This is a genomic window from Streptomyces flavalbus (genome assembly GCF_042674625.1).
Taxonomy (GTDB): domain Bacteria; phylum Actinomycetota; class Actinomycetes; order Streptomycetales; family Streptomycetaceae; genus Streptomyces; species Streptomyces flavalbus.
In genome coordinates, this window is the sequence record NZ_JBHTEB010000001.1 from 6,959,255 (window position 1) to 6,983,145 (window position 23,891).

A 23,891-nucleotide genomic window follows, 5' to 3' on the forward strand; every position below is an offset into this window, starting at 1 on the left:
TCCTCTGCTGATCTCCGGAAGATCCATTGAACCGGGACGGGGAGCGCGGCGGCGACCGTTCCACGGTGACGGAAGTCTTACGACGACCGAGGGGCACCAGGCAGCGGATGTCACACTCACGGCCCGACGACCCCTCACACAGGCGTCCCCCCCTCACTCACCCCTGAGGAGAACGCCGTGAACATCGTCGTCTTCGGCGCGAACGGACCCACCGGACGACAGGCCACCGAGCAGGCGCTCGCCGTCGGACACACCGTCGCGGACGTCGATGAAGGCGCCGACGTGGCGGTCCCCCGTGGCGTGGCTCAGTGATGACGTCCTCCATGCGCCGCATGTCGTCGTAGATCTGGTGGCCCAGGCGGGTGACGGCGGGCACGACGGAGAACACGCCGCGGCTGATCCACTTCCTGCGCGAGGAGACGGCAGGAGCCGGTAAGAAGTAGCACGAGCTTATATAAGCGCCTGCTGATACAGTCCTCCCATGCACGCTTTCGATGTGCTGGGCGACCCGGTGCGCCGTCGGATCCTGGAACTGCTGGCCGACGGCGAGATGACCTCCGGGGCGGTCAGCGAGGTCATCCGGGAGGAGTTCGGGATATCGCAGCCCGGGGTCTCACAGCATCTGAAGGTGCTGCGCGACAACGGGTTCGCGACGGTACGCCCGGAGGGCACCCGGCGCCTGTACGCGGTCAACTCCGCACCGCTGCGCGACGTGGACGCCTGGCTGGACCGGTTCCGCCGCTTCTGGACCCCTCACCTGGACGCCCTGGCCACCGAACTGGCCCGCGGCAGACGAGAGCGCCGCCTGCGCGCCGCGGAAGCCGACGACGACCCCCCGAGGAGCACCCCGTGAAGATCGACGTGACCCACCAGATCAACGCCGTCCGCCGCACGGTCGGCAAGCGCGTCCTGGAGGCGGGCGAGGCCCGCGTCATCACCATCGGCCAGACCTACGACGCCCCGCTGGCGGACGTCTGGGACGCCTGCACCAACGCCGAGCGCATCCCCCGCTGGTTCCTGCCGGTCTCCGGGGACCTGGTGCTCGGCGGCCGCTACCAGTTGGAGGGCAACGCGGGCGGCACCGTGGAGCGCTGCGACCCGCCCAAGAGCTTCGCCGCGACCTGGGAGTACGGCGGCGACATCAGTTGGATCGAACTGCGCCTGACCGCCGAGGGCGAGGAGCGCACCCGCTTCGAGCTGGAACACGTCGCCCACGTCGACGACGAACGCTGGACCGAGTTCGGCCCCGGCGCGGTCGGCGTCGGCTGGGACTCGGCGGTCATGGGCCTCGCCCTGCACCTGACCACCGGCGCGTCCGTCGGCCCCGCCGAGGCGATGGCCTGGGTCGGCTCCGCGGAGGGCCGCCGCTTCATGACCGAGAGCAGCGAGGCGTGGTGCGCGGCGAGCATCGCCAGCGGCGAGGACGAGGAGTCCGCCCGCGCGGCGGCGTCCCGCACGACGGCGGCCTACACGGCGACCGAGTAGCCCACGCCCGCTCAGGGCCCGTCCTGACCCCTCCCGCACATGGGGTAGGGTTGACCTGCACGATCACGCGGTCCACCGCGGAGCGAGCACACCGGGACGTGGCGCAGCTTGGTAGCGCACTTGACTGGGGGTCAAGGGGTCGCAGGTTCAAATCCTGTCGTCCCGACTGGAGACAGTCGCAGATCAGGGCCGGGTTCGGAGCCATCCGAACCCGGCCCTTGGTCATTTCTCGGCTCTCGGCGACCAGTCGGGGACCGGCGTCCTTGACCGAGGTCAGCGGGCTCGACAATGGGGCTCGGTAGCGGGCGTGGTGCGCGCAGCCCGGGACAAGTCCTGGCTTCACGCCCCGGCCAGGGCCGCCGTCGTCAGGACCTGGTCCGGGTCTCCCTGTCCCGTCAGGTGACCGTCCTGGAGGAGCAGGCAGGTGTCCGCCGTGCGTGCCGTCGCCAGGTCGTGGGTGGCCTGGATGACCGTGGCCCCCTCCGTGACGAGGGTCGTCAGCAGGGTGCCGATGCTCTCCCTCGCCTCCGGGTCCAGGCCGGTGGTCGGCTCGTCGAGGAGGAGCAGGTCCGACTCCTGTGCCAACGCCTGGGCGATGAGCGCCCGTTGGCGTTGGCCGCCCGAGAGTTCGCCCAGTTGGCGTGGGGCGAGGTCGCCGATGGCGAGCCGGTCGAGGGCCGCGTTCACGGTCCCGTGGTCCCGTGCGGTCAGTCGGCGCCAGGGGCCCCGGTCGCCCCAGCGTCCCATCTCCACGGTCTGCCGGACGGTGAGCGGGAGGGCGTCACCGACCGCTCCGCGCTGGGGGACGAAGGCAGGCGGTCGGTCGCCGGAGCGGAGGAGATCGCCCGATGTCGGCTTGATCACACCGGCGAGCACACCGAGCAGGGTCGACTTGCCGCTGCCGTTCGGGCCGACGAGCGCCGTCATGGTCATCTTGCCTATGTCCGCGCTGACTTGGCGGAGCACAGGGCGCCCTGGATAGCCAGCGCACAGGGCGGAGAAGCGGATGTGCGTGCTCCGGTCCGGCGGCGGGGCGGGGGAGGAGGGCGGTTTTTTGAACATGATTTTCATTGTAGTGTCCATCGTATGGAATGGATGACGGCCCCGTTCGAGGTGACCTTCGTGCAGCGGGCCCTGTGGGGCGGGATGCTGGTGTCCGCCATCTGCGCGCTGGCGGGCACCTGGGTGGTGCTGCGGGGGATGGCCTTCCTCGGTGACGCCATGTCCCACGGGCTGCTGCCGGGCGTCGCGGTGGCCGCGCTCCTCGGGGGCAACCTGATGGTGGGCGCGGTCGTCAGCGCGGCCGTCATGACGGCGGGCGTCACCGCGCTCGGCCGCACGCCGAAGCTGTCGCAGGACACCGGCATAGGGCTGCTGTTCGTCGGGATGCTCTCGCTCGGCGTGATCATCGTGTCGCGCTCGCAGTCCTTCGCGGTCGACCTGACGGGCTTCCTCTTCGGCGACGTCCTCGCCGTAGGAGAGCGGGACCTCCTCGTGCTCGCGGTCGCGCTGCTCGCGGCGCTGGGGGTGTCGGCGCTCGGCCACCGCGCCTTCCTGGCCCTGGCGTTCGACCCGCGCAAGGCCCACACCCTGGGCCTGCGGCCACGCCTGGCGCACGCCGTGCTGCTCGGCCTCCTCGGCCTTGCGATCGTCGCCTCGTTCCACATCGTGGGGACGCTGCTCGTCCTCGGCCTGCTCATCGCACCGCCAGCCGCCGCCCTGCCCTGGGCCCGCTCCGTACGTGCGGTCATGACGCTCGCCGCCCTGCTCGGGGCCTCGGCCACGTTCGGCGGACTGCTGCTGTCCTGGCACCTGAGCACCGCCGCCGGAGCGACCGTCTCGGCGCTCGCGGTGAGCCTGTTCTTCCTGTCCCACGCGCTGTCCGGGCTGCGTGGCCGCCGTACGCGCCACGCCCACTGAAACCGCACCCGAGAGAAGCCAGAGGCGATCTTCATGACCGTCCGCAGAAACGTCACTCCCTGGGCCGCGCTGGCGCTCACCGCGCTGCTCACCACGAGTTGCGCGGGAGGGGAGGACAACTCCCCCGAGCGCGCCACCACTTCCCCCTCAGCCACTCCTCACGGGTACGTCGAGGGAGCCCGGGAGGCCGCCGAGCAGCAGGCCCGCCTGCTTCTCAACGACCCCGCCAGCGGAGACACCGGAGTCCTCGACCTCATCACCGGCGAGGTGCACCGGACACCCCCGGTGAAGGACGCCGTACGACTGGACACGGACGGCCGGTTCGGTTACCTCCACGCCCCCGGGGCCACCCACGTGCTCGACGGCGGCGCCTGGATGGTCGACCACGGCGACCACGTCCACTACTACAGCGCGGCCACCCGTGACGTGGGCGAACTCCCCGCCAGCGGCCGGGCACAGGTCCGCGCCGACGCCACCGTGACCGCGGTGACCGACGAGGACGGGCACGCCCTCCTCCACGACCGTGGCGAGCTGGAGAAGGGGCGGGTCGGGTCCCCGCGGACGGTGCCCGGCAGCTACGCCGGTCCCGTGGTGCCGTACGAGGAACACCTGCTCGCCCTCGCCCACAGGGGCAGCGGCACCAGCGAACTCGTCGTCCTGGACCGCGAGGGCGAGCGCGTCGCCGCCCCGGACGCGACGTGCGAGGAGCCCCGGGGCGACGCCGTCACCCGGCGCGGCGTCGTCCTGGGCTGCGCCGACGGCGCCCTGCTGGTCCGGGCGGCCGGTGGCTCCTTCACCGCCGAGCGGATTCCGTACGGAGAGGACGTCCCGGAGGCGGAACGCGCCACCGCCTTCCGCCACCGCCCCGGCAGCGACACCCTCACCGCCCCCGCCGGGGACGACGCCGTATGGGTCCTCGACGTCACCGAGCGGAACTGGACACGGGTGGACACCGGGCCGGTCGTCGCGGCCAACACCGCTGGCGAGGGCTCCCCGCTGCTCGTCCTGGAGGCCGACGGCGCGGTGCACGGCTACGAGATCGAGACCGGTAAGCGCGTAGCACGTACGAAACCACTCCTCCAGCCCGGGAAACGGCCTGCCGTCGACGGCCCGGCCCCCGTCATCGAGGTCGACCGCAGCCGCGCCTACGTCAACGACCCCGACGGCGGGAAGGTGTTCGAGCTCGACTACAACGACGGCCTGCGCGTCGCGCGCTCCTTCGACGTGGACGTGAAGCCCGTACTCATGGCGGAGACCGGACGATGAGCCGTACCGACGTGAAACGGCGCGCGCGGGTGGGCGTCGCACGCCTGCGGCACCTGATCGCCGGTCTGCTCGCCTTGGTGGCAGCCGCGACCGCCACCGCCTGCACCACCGGCGACGACCGCCCCGCGATCGTCGTCACGACCAACATCCTCGGTGACGTCACCCGGGAGATCGTCGGCGACGAGGCCGACGTCACGGTCCTGATGAAGCCCAACGCCGACCCGCACTCCTTCGGCCTGTCGGCGGTGCAGGCCGCCGAGTTGGAGCAGGCCGACCTGGTCGTCTACAACGGGCTGGGCCTGGAGGAGAACGTCCTGCGGCACGTGGACGCGGCCCGCGAGGCGGGTGTCGCGGCCTTCGCGGCCGGGGAGGCGGCCGACCCGCTCACCTTCCACACCGCCGACGACGGCGGGCAGCCGGACCCGCACTTCTGGACGGACCCCGACCGGATGCGGAAGGTCACCGGCCGCATAGCCGACGAGATCATCGCGCACGTCGACGGTGTGGACGCCGACACGGTACGGGCCAACGCCGACCGCTACGCCGAGCAGCTCACCGACCTCGCCACCTGGATGGAGAAGTCCTTCGACCGCGTCCCCGCGGACAGGCGGGCCCTGGTCACCAACCACCACGTCTTCGGCTACCTCGCCGACCGCTTCGGCTTCGAGGTGATCGGCGCGGTCATCCCCAGCGGCACCACGCTCGCCTCGCCCAGCCCCTCGGACCTGCGCGACCTCACGGAGGCGATGGCGGAGGCAGACGTACGCACCGTCTTCGCCGACTCCTCCCAACCCAGGCGCCTGGCCGAAGTGCTGCGCGCGGAGATGGGCGAAGGGGTGCGCGTGGTCGAGCTGTACTCCGAGTCCCTGACCGCCGAGGGCGCGGGCGCGGACACCTACCTGCGGATGATGCGCGCCAACACCACCGCCATCGTCACCGGCCTGACCGGCCACTGAGCCTCCCCCTGAAAGGAACAGGAAAGTGAACAAGTCGATACGCGGCAGGGCCCTCACGGGCACGGCACTGGCCCTGGCGGTCGCCACCGTGCTGACCGCCTGCGGCGGGGAGGACTCCTCCTCCGCCGACACCAAGACCGACGCCACCGCAAGCGCCCAACCCGCCACAGCCGTCGAGAACCCGCTGGTGGCCACCTTCGACGGCGGCCTCTACATCCTGGACGGCGAGAGTCTGGAACTCGCCAAGACCATCGAGCTGCCCGGCTTCAACCGGGTCAACCCGGCGGGCGACGAGGACCACGTCATCGTCTCCACCGACAGCGGCTTCCGCGTCCTCAACGCCACCGGACAGGTGCTGACCGACATCGCGTACGAGGGTGCGAAGCCCGGCCACGTCGTACGCCACGCCGGGAAGACCGCGCTCTTCACCGACGGCACCGGAGAGGTCAACGTCTTCGACCCCGCCGACCTGGGCCGCGGTGAGAAGCCGGAGGGACGCACCTACACCTCCGCCGAGGCGCACCACGGCGTCGCCATCGAACTGGCCGACGGCCGACTCCTGAGCACCGTGGGCACCGAGGAGAAGCGCACCGGCGCGCTGGTGCTCGACGAGGACGGCAAGGAGATCGCGCGCAACGAGGACTGCCCCGGCGTCCACGGTGAGGCCGCCGCCGAGAACGAGGTCATCGCCGTCGGCTGCGAGGACGGCATCCTCCTCTACAAGGACGGCGAGTTCACCAAGATCGACGCCCCCGACGACTACGGCCGCATCGGCAACCAGGCGGGCAGCGACGCCTCGCCGGTCCTCCTCGGCGACTACAAGACCGACCCCGAGGCCGAATTGGAGCGCCCCACCCGCGTCTCCCTGATCGACACGGAGCGGGAGAAGCTCCGCCTGGTCGACCTCGGCGCCAGCTACTCCTTCCGCTCCCTGGGCCGCGGCCCGCGGGGTGAGGCCCTCGTCCTCGGCACCGACGGCGCCCTCCACGTCATCGACGAGACCACCGGCAAGGTCGAGAAGAGGATCCCCGTCGTCGGCAAGTGGCAGGAGCCCCTGGACTGGCAGCAGGCCCGACCCACCCTGTTCGTCCGGGGCCACGTCGCCTACGTCTCCGAGCCCGGCAGGAAGGCGCTGCACGCCGTCGACCTGAACACGGGCGAGAAGACCACCTCGGTCACCCTGCCGGAGAGCACCAACGAACTGTCGGGTGTGGTTGCCGGGCACTGAGGCTGCCTCGGTTCTCGCCATCGTGGTGGCGGCTGCGCTGCCGCGATGGCGAGTCCGAATGTTTCGAACCCTGTTCCCGCACTTGCGTTGATACGCCTCTGGATCTCAACACGCCTCTCGTGAAAGTGAACGCGAGATGGCGACTGACCTGCGCATACACGCGAGTCGAAGCTCGTTCGGGTTAAGGGGATGTTTCCGAAAGTCTGCCGAAACTGTTGACAGGCTCATGCCGTCGTACGAAAACTGTGGCCACCGCGACGACGGGGTAACCCCCGCCGTGCTCCACGCAAGGCCGCGGGCGGCAGAAGCCGCCCGGCCCCCCACCAGCCTTCCTCGGGAGGACGTATGCAGCACGAAGAGATCAAGCACAACCCGGCTCCCTTCGGCGGCCTGAGCCGCCGAGGCTTCCTCGGCGGCGCTGGCACCGTGGCACTCGCCACCGCGTCCGGGCTGCTGCTGCCCGGCACCGCCCACGCCGCCACCACCATCAGGACCAACCAGACCGGCTACGACGGCATGTACTACTCGTTCTGGACCGACGGTGGAGGCTCCGTCTCCATGACGCTCAACGGCGGCGGCAGCTACAGCACCCAGTGGACCAACTGCGGCAACTTCGTCGCGGGCAAGGGGTGGAACACCGGCGGGCGCCGGACGGTCCGCTACACCGGCTACTTCAACCCGTCGGGCAACGGCTACGGCTGCCTCTACGGCTGGACCTCCAACCCGCTGGTCGAGTACTACATCGTCGACAACTGGGGCAGCTACCGGCCCACCGGCGAGTACCGGGGCACCGTCTACAGCGACGGTGGCACGTACGACATCTACAAGACCACGCGGTACAACGCCCCGTCCGTCGAGGGCACCCGCACCTTCGACCAGTACTGGAGCGTCCGCCAGTCGAAGGTGACCAGCGGCTCCGGCACCATCACCACCGGGAACCACTTCGACGCCTGGGCGCGCGCGGGCATGAACCTGGGCCAGTTCAGGTACTACATGATCATGGCAACCGAGGGTTACCAGAGCAGCGGAAGCTCGAACATCACGGTCAGCGGCTGACGTCCGCCTGCCTGACGAGCGGCTGTGGGGTCCGTCCTTCAAGCGGATCCCACAGCCGCGGTCGCGTCTGCCGTCGCGTCAATGCCGAGTGGGCGGGGAAGCGGGCAGTCTGGGGGTCATGCCGCGGACTTCGGACAGCACCGCCGTGCAGGACTCGATGTACTGAATGGCGGCGGCCCTGGTGACTCCGGTGTTCTCATAACGCACTTGGTCCCCGAGGTCGACAAGCCGCTGGGCAAGCGTCAGGGTCCGGGCTGACACTCCTATCTGCCCCAGGGCGCCCACTAGGGACGGCTCGGTGGAGGGAGCACCGCCATTCATGTTCCGCAAGAAAAGATAGACAAACGACTCCATGCGAGCGTGCGCGGTGACGATGGCCGTGGCGGGCAGGTTCTCCACCATCCGAAACGCGTCATCGAGAAGGGGATCGATCCTACGGTCCCCCGCCAGGTCTTCGTGGGAAATACGCTCTGGCACAAGCCGATGCAACGTCTCTGTTCCGCTCTCGCCGGAGACGGTCGAGGATTGTGGGTCAATCACCGGGCGGGTCAGACGGCGCGCTTCGGCGGGCGAAATATTGTGCCGACTGTTTTCTTGTACGTCCTCGGCCATGTCGGCCACTTCTCGAACCATGGCCTCGAACTCGGCGGCTCCGCCGAGGGTTTCTATTCTTCGCATTCGGGAGAACAGTTCTCGTAACTGTCTACGAAAGGCAAGCACGCACCCCAGCACCACGCAGGGCCACACGAGCGTGCTCACATAAACGTGCACCATCTCGGCGATCTCCATCTCGGCATGATGCACGGACGGATACCCGTTGTGAAGGGAAGGCGTGATCGAGGGCTAGGTGCAACCGTGCGCATGGGAAACCAGGCGTTTCCCGCGCCTCCCGTCCGCCGCCGCGACCGTGTTCCTCAGGTTCTGCCAGCGCACAGCTTGGCGCAGTAGGCGCCTAGGAGGGCGGCGGCAGTCCGGGTGAGCGCTCCCTCCCCGAAGTGATCGAAGCCCACCCGTGGCGACGCGTCGTAGCTGAAGCCGATTTGAAGTCGCCGTTCGCGAGGATCTGCTCTCCGACCGGAGAGACGGGGGTCGCCCCGGTGCCGTGGGGGCACCGGTGGGGATCCGGTGAGGAGGCGTCATGCGAAGACGAGCGCGGGGGTTGTGGGGACTGGTGCTCGTGGGTGCGCTCATGGGGTCGCGCCGGACGCGCTGCCGTCGGGTGGGCGCGGAGAGGGTGCCGCCGCGGTCGCGCGGAGCGAGGCGTATCCGCGGGGGAGCGTCGCGTGGGCCAGCGCGCGGGCCCGGGAGAGCGGTGAGCGGCAGGTCGTCGTGTCCCAACTGAGCGAGACCGAGACCGTGTACGCCAATCCGGACGGCACGATGACGTCCACGTTCAGCGTCCTGCCGACCCGTGTGCGGACGTCGGCCGGTGGCTGGACCAAGCCCGACACCACGCTGGTGAGGCGGGGCGACGGGACCGTCGCGCCGAAGGCCGCGGGGGTGCGGATGGCGTTCTCCGGTGGAGGATCCGAAAGGCCCATGGTGCGGTACGACCGGCTGGGGGCGTCCGTCGAGTTGGACTGGCCGGGGGCGTTGCCCAGGCCCGAGCTGGAGGGCAACAGAGCCGTCTACCGGGGTGTCCTGCCCGGCGTCGACCTGGAGTTCGTCGTCTCGGAGGTGGGGTACGCCCAGCGGTTCGTCGTACGTACCCCCGCCGCGGCGCGGCAGGACGCGCTGAAGGCGCTGCGGTTTCCGCTGCGGGTTCGTGGGGGGACCCTGGACGTGAAGAAGTCCGGGGTCGTCGAGGCGCGTACCCCTGACGGCGCCCTCGCCTTCGCCGCGCCACCTGCCACCATGTGGGACGCCAGCGAGGGGAAGCGGGGGCGTACCGCGGGCGTTCACGTGTCGCTCTCCGCGCGTGCCATGACGTTGCGGCCCGATCAGGAGATGCTCCGCGACGCCGACACCGTCTATCCCGTGTCCATCGATCCCGACGTCAGTCCGGGACTGTACGGGCTGTCCATGGTCGCCTCCGGGTACCCGGACCAGCAGTACTGGCAGGGCGGCGACGACGGCGTCGCCAAGGTCGGTACCTGCGCGGGCTGGGCGGGGTGCAACGGGGCGGACGTACACCGGTCGTACTTCCAGTGGAACACCGGCTCGCTGGTCGGCAAGCGCATCCTCGGCGCCGAGTTCAACGCGCTGGAGACCTGGGCGCCGTCCTGCACGGCCAGGCCCGTGGAGGCGAAGGCCACCGAGCCGCTGCTGTCGCCCACGACCTGGAACCGGCAGCCCCGGGAGCTGGTCAGCCTCGGCAGCCGGACGGTCGCCCACGGCTACAGCGCCAGTTGCCCGGACGCCTGGGTCGGCTGGAACGCGCTGGGTGCCTTCCCGGCCGACAGCGGCGGTGTGCGCCGGGCCGACGCGGACACCACGATCGTGCTGCGCGCCCCGCGGACCAGCACCGTGAACTACGAGGCGGACCAGCTCGCGTGGAAGAAGTTCGCCAAGAACCCCACCCTCACCGTCACCTACAACACCCGGCCCAACGCGCCCTACAGCCTCTCCAACGAGCCCGGTGTCCCGTGCGGGTCCGGCGCCAACCGGCCGTCCCTCAACCCGACCCAGACCAGCGGCGCCCCGCGCGGCGTCCGGCTGGGGTCACGCGTCTCCGACCCGGACGGGGGCAGCGTACGGGCGTGGTACGAGTGGCGTGAACTCAACGCCAGCTCACGGCTCTGGTACGCCTTCGCCAGCACCGCCGCGTCCGGGTCGCCGTTCTCCGTCGACGTCCCGGCGCAGCACGTCCTCGACGGGCACACGTACATGTGGCGGGTGGTCGGCAACGACTTCGTCGACGACGGGCCCGTCAGCCCTTGGTGTGAGGTCACCATCGACCGGACCGTGCCCGGCACACCGGTCGTCACCAGCGCGGACGGCCTGTACCCCGAGTGCCTGTTCCCCGACGACGCCACCGAGGACGGGTGCGGCCACACCGGCGGGGCCGGGCGGACCGGAGCGTTCCGGATCGCGGCCGACGCCGACGTCACCTCGTTCCGCTACACCATCGAGGGCGGCGGCACCGTCGAGCAGGGCACCGTCGCGGCCAGCGGTGGCGTCGCCGCGAACGCCCGCATCACCCCGCCCGCGCAGGGCACGAACCGGCTCCAGGTGTGGGCGGTCGACAAGGCGGGCAACAAGAGCGTCCAGCCGGACGTCTACTGGCTCAAGGTGGGCGCCGGTGCCGGACCGGTCGGCTACTGGCACCTGGACGGCCTGACCGAGAAGGCCGCCCCCGACGCGACGGCCGGTCACCGCGACGGAGTCGTGAACCCGACCGTCACCCCGTGGACCACCGGCCGGACCCGCGGCGGGCTGCTGTTCACCGGCGCCGACGGCGTCGCCCTCGGCAGCACCGCCCCGATGCACACCAACCGGTCCTTCACCGTGTCGGCGTGGGCCAGGTTGACGGCCGCCGACGACACCCCCCAGGTCGTCCTCACCCAGAACGGCGCCACCCACTCCGGATACGCGCTCGCCTACCACGCCGCCGCCAGGAGCTGGTCGTTCGGCATCCGGGACACGGCCACGTCGACCACCGCGACCAGGGTCATCGCCCGCACCCCGGCCGTGGCCGGACGCTGGACGCACCTGACCGGTGTCTACAACGCCGACACGAGGACCATCCGGCTGTACGTCGACGGCCGCGACCAGGGCACCGCCTCATTCACCACCGCCTGGGACGCGACCGGGCCCCTCCAGATCGGCCGCAACCAGCACGCGGGCGGCTACATCAACAAGTTCCGCGGCGCCGTCGACGAGGTCCGCGCCTACGACCGCATCCTGTCCGCCGAGGCCATCCACGACCTCGCGGTGGTCGACCCGGCGACCCTGGAACTGCGCGTCCCCTTCGAGGACGGGGAGGGCACCACCGCGGGCGACATCTCCGGGTACTACCGCGACCTCACCCTGGCGGGCGCCACCTCCTGGGTGCGCGGCAAGCACGACGACCCGGCCGCCGACCTCGGCACCGCGCTGCACCTCGACGCGGGCACCGCCACCTCGACGTCGTCCCTGCGCACCGACTCCAGCCACACCGTCAACACCTGGGTGAAGCTGGACTCCGTCTGCGCCGACCCCGACGACACGTGCTGGCAGGACCCCGGCAGCGCGGACCAGACGGTCATCGAGCAGCGCGGCACCAACGCCAGCGCCTTCCAGCTCCGCTACAACGGCACCCTGAAGCGCTGGCAGCTCAGCAGCGCCAGGACCGACACGGCGGGCGCCGCCGAGACCACCGTCACCTCCTCCAGGGCGGCGGTCGCGAACACCTGGACCCTGCTGACCGGCGTCCACGACCAGGCCGCGGGCGTGCTGCGGCTGTACGTCGACGGACAGCTCCAGGGCGAGGCGGCGGCCACCCCCTGGAACGCGGGCGGCAAGCTGCGGGTGGGCTCGACGGCCACGCCGCTGCGCGGGGCGGTGGACGAGGTCCGCGTCTGGGCGGGGGCGCGCACCGGCGACCAGGTCATGGACACGCTGGTGGACCCGGCCCCGTCGACCGACCCGCTCCACGTCGGCCAGCTCACCCGGTTCAACGTCGCCGGTGACCACGTCGTGACCACCGGCCCGGTGCACCCGGCGGCCCAGTTGGAGCACCCGCTCGGGTTCCCGCTGCCGGAGGGCACGGAGGGCACCCGGACGATCTACTCCTGCCGGACCGGTCCCGGCGACTACTTCCTCAGCTCCACCACCAACTGCGAGGGCTACACCCGGCTCGGTGTCGTCGGCGGCTTCCACGTCAACGCCCCCGACGAGTCGGCCGTCCCGGTCTACCGCTGCAACGTCCCCGGGCAGGGCCACTTCGCCTCACCCGACCCCGGCTGCGAGGGCCAGACCACGGAGTTCCTCCTCGGCTACACGCAGGGGTACCGCCACCTCTTCCGCTACGTCAACAGCGGGGCGCCCCACGACCACACCTCCTCGCCGTTCCGCGTCCCCGCCCAGTACCACCCGGAGTGGAGCCTCGGGATCATGGCGGCGAGCGACTGGTACCTCGCCCACCTCACCACCGCGCTCAAGACCTGCCGGGACACCGCCACCGGGGACCTGTTCAGCTCCGTCGAGACGGACTGCGAGGGGCACCAGGCGGTGCAGACCGTCGGCTTCGTCTGGGACGCGCCGCCCGAGGGCGGGCCCGCGAAGCAGCTCTACCGCTGTGTCGCGCAGTCCGGTGAGCGGTTCGACAACTCCGTGCTGGTCGTCCCGGACGCGCCAGCCGACCCCGACTGCGGGCCCGGCGCCCGCCTCGACCGCGTACTCGGCTATCTGAAGACCCAGGTCTGAGGAGGGACGCATGAAACTCACGCCCGTCATCACCGTGGTCACCCTGGCAGCCTCCCTGCTGATGACCACCGAAGGCGCCGCCGCCTTCCCCCCGGACGCCGGGTCGTCGTCCCGCCAGCCGGTCTTCGAGAGGCCGGAGCCGGTGCGGTCCGTGCCCGTGAAGGTGGTCCGGCCCGCCGACCCCGACCCGGCCGGGATGCCCACCGGCGCACCCAGGCGCGCGGCGGCGACCTGGCCCACGCCGGGGACGGCGACCGTCGACCTGCCCGAGGGCGCCCGTGCCCTCACCGACGCCGCCGCGCTGCCGGTGCAGGTCGGGCCGGGCAGCCACGGCGCCCCGGAGCGGGTCCGGGTCGAAGTACTGCCCCGGGCGCGGGCGTTGAAGGAGGGCGCCGACGGTGTCGCCCTGTCCGTCACACCGGCCGACCAGACCACCGACACCGGCAGGGTCAGGGTGGTCGTCGACTACTCCGGCTTCCAGGACGCGCACGGCGGCGACTGGGCGCACCGGCTCACCCTGACCCCCCTGTCCGGGCCCGGCACGGCCGTCCTCAGCGCCCGCAACGACGCGCGGGCCAGGACGGTGACCGCCGAGGTCGACCTCGCCCGGTCCACGACGTTCGCGGTCGCCGCCGACACCGGCGGCGCGACCGGCGACTACGCGGCGACCTCGCTCTCCCCGAGCGGCAGTTGGCAGACCGACCTCAACAGCGGCGGGTTCTCCTGGCGGTACGGGCTCAAGGCCCCACCGGTCCCCGGCGGGCTCGCGCCCGCGCTGGCGCTGTCGTACTCCTCGCAGTCCGTCGACGGACGCGTCGTCGCCCAGAACGCCCAGCCGTCCTGGGTGGGGGAGGGCTGGGACCTCTGGCCCGGCTACATCGAACGCACCTACAAGCCGTGCGCCGACGACCTCGGCGGGAATAACGGCCAGACGAAGACCGGTGACCTGTGCTGGGAGACCGACAACGCCACGGTCGCCTCACAGGCCCTCAGCGGCAGGCTCGTCAAGGGCGGCGACGGCCGGTGGCGACCGGAGTCCGACGACGGCACCCGGATCGACCGCAGGACCGACGGCGTCAACGGCGACAGGGACGGCGAGTACTGGATCCTCACCGCGACCGACGGCACCCGCTACTACTACGGCCTCAACCGGCTGCCCGGCTGGACGAGCGGCGACGCCACCACCCAGTCCGCCTGGACGGCCCCGGTCTACGGCAACGACGAGGACGAGCCCTGCCACGCCGCGACCTTCGCCGAGTCGGCCTGCGTCCAGGCGTACCGCTGGAACCTCGACTACGTCGTGGACGTCCACGGCAACTCGATGAGCTACTTCTACACCCCGGAGACCGGCAGGTACGGCCAGAACCTGGGCCGGTCCACGGCCACCTACACCCGCGGCGGCGTCCTCTCCGAGATCCACTACGGTACCCGCACCGGCGACGACTACGGTCAGGTCCCGGCGAAGGTGGTGTTCACGCCCGCCGACCGCTGCGTCAGCGGCGCGGACTGCGCCCAGCGCACCGCCACCGCCTGGCCCGACGTGCCCTGGGACCTCGACTGCGCGGGCGCGACCTGCTCCGACGCCCAGCGCACCCCGTCGTTCTGGACCACGAAACGCCTCGCCAGGATCACCACGCAGGTCCTCGGCGCTGACGGCGGCTACCGCTCCGTCGACCGGTGGGACCTGACGCACACCTGGCCCACCCCGGGCGACGGCACCAACGCGGGCCTGTGGCTCAACAAGGTCAGGCGGACCGGCCTCGGCAAGCCCACCGAGGTGGCGCTGCCCGCGGTCACCTTCACCGGCACCTTGTACGAGAACCGCGTGAACGCCGCGACCGACGGCCTGCCCAAGCTGAACAAGCCGCGGATGACCGCCATCGACACCGAGTCGGGCGGCCGGATCAGCGTCACCTACGCCCCCGCCGACTGCGCCCCCGGCACCCGGCCCGTGCCCGAGACGAACACCCGGCGCTGCTTCCCGGTGCGCTGGGCGATGCCGCCCGCCATCGAGCCGGTCGACGACTGGTTCCACAAGTACGTCGTCGCGCAGGTGCAGGAGATCGACAACCTCACCGGCGCCGCGCCCACCGTGACCGCCTACGAGTACACCGGCGGCGCCGCCTGGGCCTGGGACGACAACCCCCTGGCCGAGCTGGCCCGGCGGAGCTGGTCGCAGTGGCGCGGCTACGAGCGCGTCGTCGTCCGCACCGGCGACCCCAGGCAGGACCTCGACCACCCACGCCTGAAGACCACCCACCGGTTCTTCCGCGGCATGTACGGCGACCGCCTCAACCGGGCGGGCGGCACCAAGACGCCCACCGTCACCGACTCCACCGGCACGAGCGTCCCGGACCACCAGCAGTACGCCGGGTTCGAACGGGAGTCGATCACCTACCTGGGCGACACCGCCACCGAGGTGTCCGGCAGGATCAGCACCCCGTGGTCCCGCCAGACGGCGACCCAGACCGTCCTCGGCACGACCCTGCGGGCACACCAGGTGGAGAGCGTCCGGGACGTGTCCCGGACGCGGCTCGCGGGCGGCACCGACCGCACCACCCGCGTCGACACCTCCTACGACGACCACGGCAACGTCACCCGCGTCGACGACCACGGCGACACCGGCGTCACCGGCGACGAGGAGTGCACCACCACCAGCTACGCCCAGAACGCCACCACCCACCTCGTCAGCCTGCCGAAGCACGTCGTCAAGGAGGGCGTGGCCTGCCACTCCGGCGACCCCGTCGTCTCCGCCGTCCTCGCCGACACCCGCACCTTCTACGACGGCCACGCCTACGACGCGGCCCCGACCCGCGGCCTCGCGACCAGGACGGAGACCGCCAAGGGCCACTCCGGCAGCACCCCGCAGTACGTGGCGACGACCACCGCCTACGACGGCTACGGCCGCGCCACCCGGACCACCGACCCCCTCCAGCGCATCACGACGACCACGTACACCCAGACCAACGGGCTGACGACCGCCAGCACCGTCACCAACGCCCTGGACCACACCCAGACGACCACCCTCGACCCGGCCTGGGGCCTTGCGACCACCGTCACGGACGCCAACGACCGCAGGACCAGCCTCGGTTACGACGCCCTGGGACGCCTGCGCACCGTCCACAACCCCGGCCGCACGCCCGCCGACGACACCCCCGACGTGCGCTACGCCTACCACGTCAGCGACGGCGGCGGCCCCAACTGGGTCAGCACCGAGAAACTCGTCGCCAACGGCAACACCACCACGTCGTACGAGCTGTTCGACGGACTGCTGAGGCCACGGCAGACCCAGGCGCCCAGCCCGGCCGCCGAGGGCGGCTGGATCCTCACCAACACCACCTACGACTCCCGTGGCCTTGCGGTCCGCACCGACGAGCCGTACTACAACAAGAGCGCGGTCGGGTCCTTCTACCAGCCGCCCGCCGGGTCCGTGCCCGGCTCGACGGTCACCGAGTACGACGGCGCCGGACGCGTCACCGCCACCCTCCAGATGGCGGCCAACGAGGAGAAGTGGCGCACGACCACCACCCACACGGGCGACACGGTCACCGTCGTCCCGCCGCCCGGGGGCACCGCCACCACCACGGTCACCGACGCCCAGGGCCGGGTGACCTCCCTCACCCAGTACCGCGACCGGTCGGCGCGGGGCGACGGGGACACCACCCGGTACACCTACACCGACGCTGGCTCCCTCCAGACCGTCACCGATCCGGCGGGCAACGTGTGGCGCTACGCGTACGACCTGCTCGGCCGCAAGACGGCGGCGCACGACCCCGACACGGGCACCACGACCACGACCTACGACGACGCGGGCCAGCCCCTCACCACCACGGACGCCCGCGGCAGGACGGTCGCCACGGTGTACGACGACCTCGGCCGCGTCGTGGAGACCCGGCTGGTGACCGACACCGGCAGCACCCCGCTGACCAGGTCGGTCTACGACACCCTGCCCGGCGGCAAGGGCGTGCTGGCCTCCGCGACCAGCTACGACCACGGCGACGCCTATGTGACACGCACGGAGGAACTCGACGCCGCCGGACGGCCGTCGAAGACGTCGGTGACGGTCCCGAGCGTGCCGGGCGCCGAGGAACTCGCGGGGAACTACCCGACGACGTACACCTACAAGCCCGACGGCAGCCTCTCCAGCCGGACGCTGCCCGCGCTCGGCGACCTCGCCAGCGAGACCCTCACCCACACCTACACGCCCCTGGGCCAGCCCGCCCGGCTCACCGGCGCGACGACCTACGTCGACGCGACCGCGTACACCGAACTGGGCGAGCCGTCCAGCGTCGTCCTCGGCCCGAAACCGGCGCTCGGACAGCCGTCACGGCAGCTCACCCGCTGGTACGCCTACGATCCGGTCACCCGCCGCCCGACCCAGCAGCAGCTCACCCGCGAGGTGGACGGCAGCACCACCGCCCACAAGGTCGACTACCGCTACGACCCGGCGGGCAACATCACCTCCCTCGTCGACCACGCGGCCGGGTCCGTCGCCGACACCCAGTGCTACGCCTACGACCACCTGCGGCGCGTCACCCAGGTCTGGACGCAGGTCAGCGGCTGCGCGGACGCCCCCTCCACCAGCGTCGTCGGCGGCCCGGCGCCGTACTGGCAGACCTTCGCCTACGACCTCACGGGCAACCGGACCCAGAAGACGGCCAAGGGCCTGAACGGCGCGGCGGACGTCACGACGGCCTACCACTACCCGCGGCCCGAGCCGGGGGCGCCCGCCGACCAGCCGCACACGCTCACCTCCACGACGACCGGCACCGGCGGCACCGCCTCGTACACCTACGACGACGCCGGACACACCCTGTCCCGGCCCGGACCGGCCGGGCGGCAGACCCTGGAGTGGGACGGCGCCGGGCAGCTCGCCAGCATCACCAGCGGCACCGCGCGGACGTCGTACGTCTACGACGCCTCGGGCGCCCCGCTGCTGCGCCGGGACCCCGGCAAGGTGACGCTCTACGTCGGGGACGGCGAGATCGTCCTCGACACCGGGACCAAGGCCCGGACCGGCCGCCGGTACGTCTCCGGCGTCGGCACCCGCACCAAGGCCGACGGGCTGCTGTACCTGTCCACCGACCACCACGACACCGCCCAGATCGCGGTCAGCGCGACCGACCCGGCCGCGATGGACGTCCGCCGCACGGACCTCTTCGGCAACCCCCGCCCCGGCAGCGCCACATGGCGCGGCGGCGACCGCGGCTTCGTCGGCGGCACCACCAACACCACGACGGGGCTGACCCGGCTGGGGGCGCGGGAGTACGACCCGGGCCTCGGCCGGTTCCTCTCGGCGGACCCGGTCATCGACCCGATGGACCCCCAGCAGATGAACGGGTACGCCTACGCGAACAACAACCCGGCCAGCATGTCCGACCCGGACGGCCTGAAGTACTTCATCGACGCCGAGGGCCGCTACACCGCCCCCAGCGCGGCGGCGAAGAAGTACCTCGGTCCCGCCCGCTACCGGCAGATCGTGCAACGCGAGGACTTCAAGGCGCGGCGCGCCCACCTCGGGAAGATCGACACCGCTGTGCCGTACGGACCGAAGGGCCTGCCGCTCCCCAAGGACGTGATCGAACGGACCCTGGTGCCGCTGGGCTACGAGGGTTCGGACCGCTTCACCTACCGTGACGCGTTCCGGTTCGCCGCCCAGGGGGAGCTGGAGTGGTCGGTGACCTGCCAGATACTCGGCGGCTCGCCGCAGGACTGCAAGTCGACCGACGCGCCGTGGCATTTCAAGAAGGCCGCGGGCTGGGTCCGCGAGTGGTCGATCTCGCTGTGCGCCTCGGGGTCGCTCTTCGGGGCGGGCATGGAACTGTGCGGCGGGGTCGACCCGCACGGGATCGGCTACACCCGCGCCGTGCCCGTCGGCGCCGACGGCGAACTGCTGCGGCGCGGCGCGAAGTACGCCGTGGGGGACGTCACGCGGTTCCCCGTCCGGGGGTCGGTCTCGCTACGGGCGTCCAACCAGTCGTACGCGGAGCAGGGCGGACTGGCCTGGGAGGCCGCCGCGCCCGGTGTGGTGTTCTCCGAGTCGTTCGACGGGAAGGGCAAGTCGGTGACCCTGCCGCTCGTGCCGAGCCCGTGGGACTTCGGAGGGGGCGTCAGCGAGACCGTCGGCGCGGGCTACCTCGCCACCTGGGACACCGACACGCCCGGGTTCGCGCAGTGGCTGGCGAGGATGTCCCTGGCCTGCGGACTGGCGGACTGCTGAGCGCCGTCAGCCGAAGTGCCCCAGCCGGGCCCGCTCGCGGCGGGCCCGGCCCGGGCTCGCCCGGTCCAGTTCGGCGATGCCCGCGCGCCAGTGCGCCACGGCGTCGGCGAGGGCGCCGAACGCGGCGTGGGCGTCGCCGAGGTGGATGTGGGTCTCGCCGACGCCCACCCGGTGGTCCAGGGCGCGCCGGATGCGCAGGGCGTGGCCGTACGCCTCCAGTGCCTGCTCACGGCGGAGTTCGAGGCGGTGGATCAGGCCCAGGCTGTCCCACGCCGCCGCCTCGATGCGCTGGTCGCCGCCCGCCCGCGCCAGGTCCAGCGACTGGGTGCAGTAGTCCAGCGCCTCCGCGTAGGACCCGAGCTGGGCCAGGTCCCAGCCGACGTGGTTCAGGGCCTCCGCCTCGACGGCGCCCAGCCCGTGCTCCCGCACCAGCCGCAGCACGTCCCGGTCGTGGACGAGCGCGCTGCGCCAGTCGCCGCGGTCCTCCGCCACCGCGCCCAGCCCGCCCAGCGCACGCGCCTCCGCCAGCGTGTCCCCGACGCGCCGGGCGGCGGCGACGGCCCGCTGAAGGTGGTGCACGGCGCCCGAGGGGTGGTCCAGGTGCCGCAGGGCGCGCCCGATGAGCTGGTGGGCGTGGGCCAGGGACATCCCGTAGGTCTCGCCCTCCCCGGCCGCGAGGCTGGTGCGCAGCAGGACCTCCAGGCTGGACCAGTCGGCGCTGGAGACCAGGAAGTCGGCCAGGCCCCAGCCGAGCTGCCAGCAGTGCCGGGCGAGGCCGCGGGCCACGGCCAGCGCGGAGGCGGCCAGCAGGGTGTCCCGCTCCCGCACGAGCCACGCCTTCGCGTCGGCGGCCCCGGCGAAGTCGGTGACGGCGGCGCCCGCGGCGGGCGCGGGCAGCGGGATGGACACGCGCGCGGGGTCGACGGTCCGGGCGGCGGCGTGGCAGGTCCCGTTGTAGTGGTCGAGCAACCGGTGCACGGCCCGGTCCCGCTCCCCGGCGTCGAGCCGCGCGCCCGCCAGCTCGGCCGCGAACTCGTGCACGAGGTCGTGCAGCGCCAGCCGCCCGCCGGAGACCCGGTTCACGATGTTGGTGGCCACCAACTCCTCCACCCCGGCGGCGATTTCCGTCACGGGCCGCCCGGCGAGACTGGCCGCGGCGGTCAGGGACAGCTCGTGGGTGGGGTGCAGCCCGAGCCGTACGAAGACATCGGCCGCCCCCGGCGACAGCGCGTCGAAGGACCAGGAGAACACGGCGCGCAGATTGGTCCGCTCGTCGCCGCTGGACAGGGCGTCCAGCCGGGAACCGGCGGCGGCGAGCTGCGCGTCCAGCTCGGCCAGCGGCGCGTCGGGACCGGCCGCCGCCCGGGCCGCGACGACCGCCAGCGCCAGCGGTAACCGGCCTGTGCGCTCCAGCAGCCGCGCCGTCGCCGCCGGATCGGCGAGCACCTTGGGCTCACCGAGCCGTCGGCGCAGCATCTCCCGCGCCTCCCCGTCGCTGAGCGGGGCCAGCCGCACCCGTACGGCGCCGTCCGTCACGGCGAGGCCGAGCAGGTCGGCCCGGCTGGTGACGAGCACCCCGCAGCCCGGTTCGCCCGGCAGGAGCGGGCGGACCTGCTCGGCGCTGCGGGCGTCGTCGAGGACGATCAGCACCCGCTGTCCGTCGAGCAGCGAGCGGAACAGGCCCACCTGGTCCTCGGGGTCCTCCGGGATGCTCATCGTGGGGTGGCCCAGGGCGCGCAGCAGCGACGTCAGCGCCTGCTGCGGCGTGGTGACGCTGGGGCTGGCGCCGCGCAGGTCGACCCACAACTGCCCGTCCGGGTAGCGGGGGACGACGCGGCGGGCCACGTGGATCGCCAGGGACGTCTTGCCGACGCCGGGCATCCCCGTCACGACGACCAGACCGGGGCGGTGGCCGTCGGCGCCGCTGAGGGCGGCCTGGGCGGTGGCGGTCTCGGCGTACCGGCCGGAGAACGCGACCCGCTCGGCGGGCAGGTGCCGGGGGACCGGGCGCGGCGCGGTGGCGGGGGCGGTGACCGCCGGGGTGTCCTGGAGGAGTTCCTGGAGGGTGCGCTGCACCAGCTCGCCCGGTTCGACGCCGAGTTCGTCCCGCAGGTGGACGCGGGCGCGGTGGAACGCCTCGATCGCCTCGGTGCGCCTGCCGGAGCCGTGCAGCGCGGTCATGAGCTGTGCCCACGGCTTCTCCCGCAGCGGTTGCCGCGCCGTCACCTCAAGGAGCGGCCCGATGGCCTCCGCGTACCGGCCGAGGGCCAGGGCCACGTCGACGCGGCGCTCCTCCGCCTGGCGCCGCTGCTCGGTCAGGACGGGCAGGTGGCGCCGGTGCAGCAGGTCGGAGGGCACGTCGGCGAGCGGGGCGCCCCGCCACACGGCCAGGGCCTCGTCCAGCGCCGTGAGTTCCCTGGCCAGGTCGCCCGCGCCGCGGGCGGCGTCCGCGCGGTGCCTGAGCGTCGTCCACCGGCTCAGGTCGGTGGCGCCGGGCGGGGCGGCGAGCCGGTAGCCGTCGCCGTCCGTGGCGACGCTGTCGGCGGCGCCCGCGGCGGCCAGGCCGCGCCGCAGCCGGAGGACGAGCTGGTGGACGGCGTTCACGGGCCGGGCCGGTGCCTGGTGGGCGTAGACCGCCTCGGCGAGCAGCGTCGACGGCACGGGCTCGCCGTCGGCGAGGATCAGCGCCGCCATGACGACACGGCACTTCGGGGAGCCGATCGGCACCGCCCGGTCCGCCACCCGCACCAGCAGGGGCCCCAGCACGCCGTAGGTGGCGGCCTCTTCCGCCTGTTCTTTCCCGTTCACCGACTCGTCCACCGGCGTATTGCACCCCTCGACCCACATGGCAGCGCGCTGAGAGCGAAGTGTAAGAGCGCGAAGCGACAGTATTGTCATGAGAGTTGCCATTCTGGGGCCGGTTTCCCTGGTCGTCGGAGACGAGGCGCGCACGGTCAGGGCGACGAACTCGCGCACCCTGCTGGCGCAGCTCGCGCTGCGGGCGGGCCGTACGGTCCCCATGTCGGACCTGACGACCGCCCTGTGGGGGTGCGAGCCGCCCGCGCGGGCCCGGCGCGCGACCCAGCTCGCCGTCACCCGGCTGCGGTCGGTCCTCGCCCCGCTCGGCGCGCAGGACCTGGTCCGCACCCGCGCCGACGGCTATCTGCTCGACGTCGGCCCGCGCGACGTCGACCTGGGCGCGTTCGAGGAGGAGCTGCGGACGGCGGGCGCCGCGCGCGCGGCGCGTGACGCGGAGGGGGAGCTCCGCGCCCTCGAACGCGCCCTCGGGCTCTGGCGCGGCGACGCCCTCGCCGACGTGCACGCGCAGGCGCTCACCGCCGACCGGCACCGGCTCGACGAGCGGCGCCTCCAGGCCGTCGAGCGGCGCAACGACCTGCTGCTGGCCAGGGGCCGGGGCGCGGAGCTGCTGGCGGACCTCGCCGAGCTGACCGCACGGCACCCGGCCCGGGAGCGGTTCTGGGCGCAGTACGTCCGCGCGCTGCGCGGCGCCCGGCGCCGGTCGGAGGCGCTGGAGGCGTACGAGACGGTACGGCGGCGGCTGGCCGGGGAACTCGGCGTGGCGCCCGGCGCGGAGCTGCGCGCGCTGCACGCGGACCTGCTCGGCGGCCCCCGGACCGGCGCGGGCCGCCTCGCGCTGCCGCCCGTGCCCCGGCAGTTGCCGGGCGCGGTGCCGGGCTTCGTCGGCCGGACCGCGGAGACCGCCCGCCTGGACGCGCTGCTGCCCCGGCCCGGCACGCCGGGTCCCGCCGTCGCCGTCGTCACCGGGCGGCACGGCGTCGGCAAGACCTCCCTGGTACGGCACTGGGCGCGGCGCGTGGCGGACGACTTCCCGGACGGCCAGGTCTGGATCAGTCTGCGCGGCTCCGACGACCGGCGCGCCCTCACCGTGGACGACGCGACCGGCTGGCTGGTGCGCGCCCTCGGCGGCGGCCCCTACGACCGGCCCGTGCCGCCCGACGAGCGCGCCGCGCTGGTCCGCTCGCTCACCGACGGCCGACGGCTGCTGATCGTCGTCGACGACGTCCGGTACGGCGAACAGGTCGCGCCGCTGCTCCCGGGAACGGGCGGTGCGATGGTCGTCGTCACCAGTCGCGCCCCGCTGCTGGGCCTCGCCACCCGGCACGGCGCCGTGTCCGTGCCGCTCGCGCCCCTGAGCGCGGCCGAGGCCCGGGCGCTGCTGGTCAGGAGGCTGGGGGCCGCGCTGGTGGCGGCGGAGCCGGGGGCCGCCGCCGGGGTGGTGGCGCGGTGCGCGGGACTGCCGCTGGCCCTGGCGGACGCGGCGGGGCGGGTGTCGTCCGGGCGCTGCGGCACCCTGCGCGACGCCCTCGACGAGATCTCCGGCTCGGTGTGTCTGACGCGTCCCTGACCAACCCCAGACTTGGACTCATTCCTT

The 23,891-nt window shown here is 72.6% G+C and carries 14 protein-coding genes and 1 tRNA gene; 12 read left to right on the forward strand and 3 right to left on the reverse strand.

Features of this window, described 5'->3' with window-relative positions; all coding sequences use genetic code 11:
* Positions 1-177 precede the first annotated feature (177 nt).
* The 4 genes from ACFQZ6_RS31125 (at position 178) to ACFQZ6_RS31140 (ending at position 1,651) form a co-directional block, all read left to right on the forward strand.
* Complete coding sequence (locus ACFQZ6_RS31125; RefSeq protein WP_381615809.1) at positions 178-312, forward strand: hypothetical protein; 135 nt, start codon at positions 178-180, stop codon at positions 310-312.
* A gap of 169 nt (positions 313-481) precedes the next feature.
* Entirely contained in the window at positions 482-853 is a 372-nt protein-coding gene (locus tag ACFQZ6_RS31130) for an ArsR/SmtB family transcription factor (protein WP_381615812.1), read from the forward strand.
* Positions 850-1,485, forward strand: a complete 636-nt coding sequence (locus tag ACFQZ6_RS31135; protein ID WP_381615815.1) for an SRPBCC family protein — start codon at positions 850-852, stop codon at positions 1,483-1,485. Before ACFQZ6_RS31130 ends, ACFQZ6_RS31135 begins: the two co-directional genes overlap by 4 nt.
* A 92-nt stretch (positions 1,486-1,577) precedes the next feature.
* Positions 1,578-1,651, forward strand: a tRNA-Pro gene (locus ACFQZ6_RS31140).
* Between the two features lie 173 nt (positions 1,652-1,824).
* Here the strand turns inward: ACFQZ6_RS31140 and aztA are convergent.
* Positions 1,825-2,556, reverse strand: a complete 732-nt coding sequence (aztA, locus tag ACFQZ6_RS31145; RefSeq protein ID WP_381615818.1) for a zinc ABC transporter ATP-binding protein AztA — start codon at positions 2,554-2,556, stop codon at positions 1,825-1,827.
* 15 nt (positions 2,557-2,571) lie between these two features.
* Here aztA and aztB point away from each other — a divergent pair, with 15 nt between their 5' ends.
* The 5 genes from aztB to ACFQZ6_RS31170 all read left to right on the forward strand — a co-directional run bounded on the left by aztB (position 2,572) and on the right by ACFQZ6_RS31170 (position 7,911).
* Positions 2,572-3,405, forward strand: a complete 834-nt coding sequence (aztB, locus tag ACFQZ6_RS31150) for a zinc ABC transporter permease AztB (protein WP_381615821.1) — start codon at positions 2,572-2,574, stop codon at positions 3,403-3,405.
* A gap of 33 nt (positions 3,406-3,438) precedes the next feature.
* Positions 3,439-4,671: a hypothetical protein gene (locus tag ACFQZ6_RS31155; RefSeq protein WP_381615824.1), complete on the forward strand. Its 1,233-nt coding sequence runs from the start codon at positions 3,439-3,441 to the stop codon at positions 4,669-4,671.
* Positions 4,668-5,627, forward strand: coding sequence for a zinc ABC transporter substrate-binding protein AztC (gene aztC / locus ACFQZ6_RS31160; RefSeq protein ID WP_381615826.1), 960 nt, complete (start codon positions 4,668-4,670; stop codon positions 5,625-5,627). The genes ACFQZ6_RS31155 and aztC overlap by 4 nt, the downstream gene beginning before the upstream one ends.
* Before the next feature lie 25 nt (positions 5,628-5,652).
* Positions 5,653-6,855, forward strand: coding sequence for a zinc metallochaperone AztD (aztD, locus tag ACFQZ6_RS31165; RefSeq protein ID WP_381615829.1), 1,203 nt, complete (start codon positions 5,653-5,655; stop codon positions 6,853-6,855).
* 345 nt (positions 6,856-7,200) lie between these two features.
* The gene (locus ACFQZ6_RS31170; RefSeq protein ID WP_381615832.1) at positions 7,201-7,911 is read left to right on the forward strand and encodes a glycoside hydrolase family 11 protein; all 711 of its coding nucleotides are present in this window, start codon (positions 7,201-7,203) and stop codon (positions 7,909-7,911) included.
* A gap of 78 nt (positions 7,912-7,989) precedes the next feature.
* Here ACFQZ6_RS31170 and ACFQZ6_RS31175 read toward each other — a convergent pair whose 3' ends face one another.
* Positions 7,990-8,700, reverse strand: coding sequence for a hypothetical protein (locus ACFQZ6_RS31175; protein ID WP_381615835.1), 711 nt, complete (start codon positions 8,698-8,700; stop codon positions 7,990-7,992).
* A gap of 540 nt (positions 8,701-9,240) precedes the next feature.
* Here ACFQZ6_RS31175 and ACFQZ6_RS31180 point away from each other — a divergent pair.
* Positions 9,241-13,257 carry a LamG-like jellyroll fold domain-containing protein gene (locus ACFQZ6_RS31180; RefSeq protein WP_381615838.1) on the forward strand — a complete coding sequence of 1,339 codons (4,017 nt, stop codon included), beginning with the start codon at positions 9,241-9,243 and terminating at the stop codon, positions 13,255-13,257.
* Between the two features lie 10 nt (positions 13,258-13,267).
* Positions 13,268-19,477, forward strand: coding sequence for an RHS repeat-associated core domain-containing protein (locus tag ACFQZ6_RS31185; RefSeq protein ID WP_381615841.1), 6,210 nt, complete (start codon positions 13,268-13,270; stop codon positions 19,475-19,477).
* Positions 19,478-19,483: 6 nt separating this feature from the next.
* Here the strand turns inward: ACFQZ6_RS31185 and ACFQZ6_RS31190 are convergent, their stop codons facing one another.
* Positions 19,484-22,285, reverse strand: a complete 2,802-nt coding sequence (locus ACFQZ6_RS31190) for an AfsR/SARP family transcriptional regulator (RefSeq protein ID WP_381615844.1) — start codon at positions 22,283-22,285, stop codon at positions 19,484-19,486.
* Positions 22,286-22,373: 88 nt separating this feature from the next.
* On the opposite strand from ACFQZ6_RS31190, the gene ACFQZ6_RS31195 reads away from it, so the two are divergent.
* A complete protein-coding gene (locus ACFQZ6_RS31195) occupies positions 22,374-23,864 on the forward strand; it encodes an AfsR/SARP family transcriptional regulator (RefSeq protein WP_381615847.1) in 1,491 nt (496 codons plus the stop codon).
* Positions 23,865-23,891: the final 27 nt, after the last annotated feature.

Bases quoted from the DNA above. Each gene is read 5' to 3' on its own strand.
- ACFQZ6_RS31130 (WP_381615812.1), top strand. From the start codon at position 482: ATGCACGCTTTCGATGTGCTGGGCGACCCGGTGCGCCGTCGGATCCTG.
- aztA (WP_381615818.1), bottom strand. From the start codon at position 2,556: ATGAAAATCATGTTCAAAAAACCGCCCTCCTCCCCCGCCCCGCCGCCG.
- aztB (WP_381615821.1), top strand. From the start codon at position 2,572: ATGGAATGGATGACGGCCCCGTTCGAGGTGACCTTCGTGCAGCGGGCC.
- ACFQZ6_RS31155 (WP_381615824.1), top strand. From the start codon at position 3,439: ATGACCGTCCGCAGAAACGTCACTCCCTGGGCCGCGCTGGCGCTCACC.
- aztC (WP_381615826.1), top strand. From the start codon at position 4,668: ATGAGCCGTACCGACGTGAAACGGCGCGCGCGGGTGGGCGTCGCACGC.
- ACFQZ6_RS31170 (WP_381615832.1), top strand. From the start codon at position 7,201: ATGCAGCACGAAGAGATCAAGCACAACCCGGCTCCCTTCGGCGGCCTG.
- ACFQZ6_RS31175 (WP_381615835.1), bottom strand. From the start codon at position 8,700: ATGGAGATCGCCGAGATGGTGCACGTTTATGTGAGCACGCTCGTGTGG.
- ACFQZ6_RS31185 (WP_381615841.1), top strand. From the start codon at position 13,268: ATGAAACTCACGCCCGTCATCACCGTGGTCACCCTGGCAGCCTCCCTG.
- ACFQZ6_RS31195 (WP_381615847.1), top strand. From the start codon at position 22,374: ATGAGAGTTGCCATTCTGGGGCCGGTTTCCCTGGTCGTCGGAGACGAG.